Annotated in this window: 6 protein-coding genes; all 6 read right to left on the bottom strand. The window is 28.7% G+C overall.

What is annotated here, in order from left to right; all coding sequences use genetic code 11:
• Positions 1 to 259: 259 nt before the first annotated feature.
• The 6 genes from ES044_RS17895 to ES044_RS17875 all read right to left on the bottom strand — a co-directional run bounded on the left by ES044_RS17895 (position 260) and on the right by ES044_RS17875 (position 3,691).
• Positions 260 to 628: a hypothetical protein gene (locus tag ES044_RS17895; protein ID WP_147120699.1), complete on the bottom strand. Its 369-nt coding sequence runs from the start codon at positions 626 to 628 to the stop codon at positions 260 to 262.
• Between the two features lie 4 nt (positions 629 to 632).
• Entirely contained in the window at positions 633 to 1,040 is a 408-nt protein-coding gene (locus ES044_RS17890; protein WP_147120698.1) for a hypothetical protein, read from the bottom strand.
• Positions 1,041 to 1,058: 18 nt separating this feature from the next.
• Positions 1,059 to 1,433 (bottom strand): hypothetical protein, encoded by a 375-nt coding sequence (locus tag ES044_RS17885; protein WP_147120697.1) that lies wholly within the window; start codon positions 1,431 to 1,433, stop codon positions 1,059 to 1,061.
• A 2-nt stretch (positions 1,434 to 1,435) separates the two neighbouring features.
• Complete coding sequence (locus ES044_RS18675) at positions 1,436 to 1,600, bottom strand: hypothetical protein (RefSeq protein WP_189663354.1); 165 nt, start codon at positions 1,598 to 1,600, stop codon at positions 1,436 to 1,438.
• A 159-nt stretch (positions 1,601 to 1,759) separates the two neighbouring features.
• Positions 1,760 to 3,268 (bottom strand): S41 family peptidase, encoded by a 1,509-nt coding sequence (locus tag ES044_RS17880; RefSeq protein WP_147120696.1) that lies wholly within the window; start codon positions 3,266 to 3,268, stop codon positions 1,760 to 1,762.
• A 165-nt stretch (positions 3,269 to 3,433) separates the two neighbouring features.
• Positions 3,434 to 3,691: a hypothetical protein gene (locus ES044_RS17875; RefSeq protein ID WP_147120695.1), complete on the bottom strand. Its 258-nt coding sequence runs from the start codon at positions 3,689 to 3,691 to the stop codon at positions 3,434 to 3,436.
• Positions 3,692 to 3,962 lie beyond the last annotated feature (271 nt).

Below are 3,962 nucleotides of genomic sequence, written 5' to 3'. Positions count from 1 at the left end.
TTCAAATTCCGCAGAGATTTTCTATTCAACATGCTGGCAAGAATTCAGATGTTATATAGTTTAAATTCTTGTTTTTCATTCAACTTTAGTTAGCCTTTAGATTTTCCCGAGCAATGAAACATAACGTGTTTGTGTATGAAAAGTTGCGTTTTTGTGAACGAGGAATTTCCAACGGAAATTCAGTAGTTTGCAAAAATGCAACAACCTTTGGTTTAGCTAAAAGTAGCAATTTTTTATACACGGTGTTGTAAAACGTTTTTTATTTTCTACTATACCAACTCGAAAATGGAGCCCTCCAATTTCCGCTAAAATTACTAAAAGTTACTCTGTCATTTGATATTTCAAAGTTTCCTGTAAAAGTATTTGGTTGTAATAGATTACTACTTGTTCCATTTCGGGTTACTACTTTTCCGTTTATTTGACTATTAGAGAGTTCAAAAGTACCAGTTATAGTAACACTACCGGATTGAATGGTAAAATTTTTACTTTCAAATGTTAATTTAGCTCCGTTTGTTATATTTTGCAAAAGCCAAACGCCTTCTAATTCAGTTTGATTGTTTTGAATGTCGTTATTACTGCAACTTATAGAAAATAAAATTATTATACAGATTAATATTTTTTTCATCATAATATTATTGTTTATTATAAATTGAATTAGAAATTCTGTCCCAAGTAATTTTTGTGTTAGAAACTTTAGTGAAAGAATAAATAACTGTTATTCCTTGAGGTGAGTTCAAGGTAACACTATAAGAATTTTCCGTTGATACATCACTTGTCGAAACTTCTCCGCCATTATTTAAAAGCGACTCAAAAAGCTCTCTTTGACTCATCTCGGTGTTCGCTAAAATTATTATAAAATCATTATTTGTAAAACTCCAGCCACTTTCGCCAACTGCAGAACCACCTTCCAAAAGCCATTTTCCTTGAATCCAATTTGGGGGATTAATTAAAATTTTTGAATTTAAAGAACTATCATTATCGGATGAACAGCTTGATAGAGTAATGAGTAAAATTGTAAAAAAATAAATCGTTTTTTTCATAGTAAAATTGGTTTTAAATTAACCTTTATAAAGTTTATAGTTTTTAGGTAATTCTATATTAATAATTTCATCTTCGTGGTTTGAAAACGTAATATTTTGTTTTTTTAAATTCATCAATTTTATTTGTTTAGATTTAAACTTTATACTTTGATTAATTTGTTTTGTATTAATTTGTTCTGGAAAAATGTCATATAATGAATCAAATTCTAAAGAAATTGGATTTTCTTTCTTGAAAAGATTTAATTTGGATGTTAGAATTACTCTTTTTAAGTATTCAATTGTTTTAATTTGGGGTAACTTAATTTTCGCAAGAGTTCGTTCGACTTTGTCATCATCCTCGAATAAACCTCCAATTTCTCCTTCATATTCATATGTAAAATATGCATTAGTCATAATTATCTTCTAATTTTTGAATCCGCACGAGCTTCCTCGCATTCGTCTCTTGCATCACTTGCAGACATTCCTTGTTCAACTTTTGTATCTATACATTTGCCTAATGCAGAATCTCTACAAGAGGTTAATGTAATTGTAATAATTAAAATGGTTAATAGTTTTTTCATAAGTTCGTTTTTAATGTTTTACAACGTGTTTGTACAAGATTTTTTGCTGTGGTTAAGCACTAAATTTAATAAATAATAACTAAATAGAAAGTCTGCGAGGACTTTCCTAAATAAGCCAAAACAAAAGCAATTAATTTTGTACGGTGTTGGCAACCGTTTTTATTCGCTTGTTATCAATTTTATGGTATAGTTTAGCTGTGTGTCCTCATTATTTAAAAAATCATCATAGGTTTGGTTGATTTCAATGTCTGGAATTATACCTCTATTATAAAATTGGTTTGATTTTTTTGGTACGTCTTGTTCTAAATTTACTATCGAAAATTGAGTTACTATTTTTGATTTTGGTAATTTATACTCTAATGGTGTATGTCCATTATGACCATAATATCCGCCCATTGTTTCTTCTCCGATTACTGTTGTGTTTTCATTTCCAGAAACCATTGAAGCAAATAAACTTCCTGCTGAAGCAACCGCAGGACTTACTAATAAATAAATTTTTCCGTTAAAAGCCTTTTCGTTTGGTAATCTAATTTTATGGTCGTCACTATTTTCATCTTGATAGTATTTTTCGTTTTTTTCCAATGGAAATATTTCTTGAATTTCTCTATTGTACTTTCCAACCACCAAAGGTCTTATAAACTTTGGTATTCCGATGTTGTAATATCTTAGCAATGGTATTTTTTCAAAGTTAATCCACGCTTGTTTGTTTTCTTGAAATTTTCGTTGTGTTAAATATGAATATGTAATCAAGTCATTTGGGTCATCGCCACCACCATTTTGACGAACATCTACAATCAGATTTTCAAGATTGCTTTTGTTGATTTGTGTAAAAACACTATCTAAAAATTTAGCGTATTCTTTGTGTTCTTTGGAAGTTTCATTTCCCATACCGAAAGAATGCACTTTTAAAATACCACTTGAAGAATTAATTTGCTTGAAAGAATATTTTTGATTTGGTTCTAAATCTGCATAATAAATTTGGTCAAAAGGTCGAGAGTGTCTTTTATTGAATCGCTCATAGTATTTTGCATAACTGACGCTTTTGATAGTTATTTCCTCACTTTTATTAGTGTTATGTTGTTTATAAATAATCTTGAAATCGTCTCGTAAACCATAGTTTAATCTAAAGTATCTCGGAAAATGTGCTTTTATTCCAAGTCTTTTCCCTGTAAGATTTATTCCGTCCGTTGTATAAAATTTACCTAATTCAGAAATTAAATCAGAAATTAGAATATCATTCACGGAAATTATTTCTGAACCTAATGGAATTTCGCCCTTTTCTATATTGACAATCCATTTTCCCTCTATCCATTTAATTGGCAATGGAAAATACCCGCTTTTTTCTTTTCTTAAATTTTGCCATTTTTTGTTTGGAATTGAAGTGTCGTTGTGTAAACTTCCCTCATAATCAGTTAATTTTGTAATCAGGTTGTAAAATTCTCTATACTTAGTTATATTTTTAATTTCGTTTTCTGCCCAACTGTAAATGCTGTCCATTTGCTGTTTTGTTCTGTATTTATAAAGTCCAGAATTTACTTTCTGTTTAATTTCTTTAAATACAGCTAAATCCTTTTTCATCTTCTTTTGCGAAAAATCATCATCAACAGATTGTCCGAATGAGGTAAAAGTTGTGAAAATTAGAAGTAAAAATGTTAGTCGTTTTGTCATTCGGTTTGTTTTTTTTTAAATGGTTGCCAACGTCTTTGTGTATGATTTGTTACGTGTTTTAAGACACTAATTTACTAAATAATACATGAACCAAGAAAGTCCGTTTGGACTTTCGTAAATTGGCTAAAACCAGCAATTAATTATACACGGTGTTGCCCACAGTATTTATTCCTTTTTTATATTCGTAATGGTCTTAAATTTATTTTTCGAACTTTCCAAATCTTTTAGGAATTTAGACATATCATTTGTAAGTAATAAATACTTTTGTTTATCCCAGAAATCTGCATTAAATGACTTTTTTAACTTAAAAACATCTTTCTTAACAGATACATTTTTATCAACTTTTTTTTCAGTTTTATTTAAGGTTATCCATAAATATTCAACATTGTAAAATACTTTTTTGTCTTCTTTCAATACCTCCATTTGAGCTTTTATTTTTGTTTTATCTACATAATATAGATTATCAATATTATTTTTTTTAAACGAAACAAATGTTTCATAAGAAGTAGTTCGGTATTTAATTCCTTTTTTTTCAGTAAATGAGCCATTATTTATAATTCGTTTTACTTTAAAATCTTAAATTCAAGTAATAAGCGCAACATTTAGATTTGAGGTTTTGATATTAATTTTTCAAAACAGAAAAGTAGGGAATCCTACCTTTCTTGTTTTGATGGATGTTATCTTGCGGTCTCAA

The organism is Polaribacter sp. IC066, assembly GCF_007997085.1.
In the GTDB taxonomy this organism is placed as follows: domain Bacteria; phylum Bacteroidota; class Bacteroidia; order Flavobacteriales; family Flavobacteriaceae; genus Polaribacter.
This window is presented reverse-complemented; position numbering and strand designations above follow the sequence as displayed.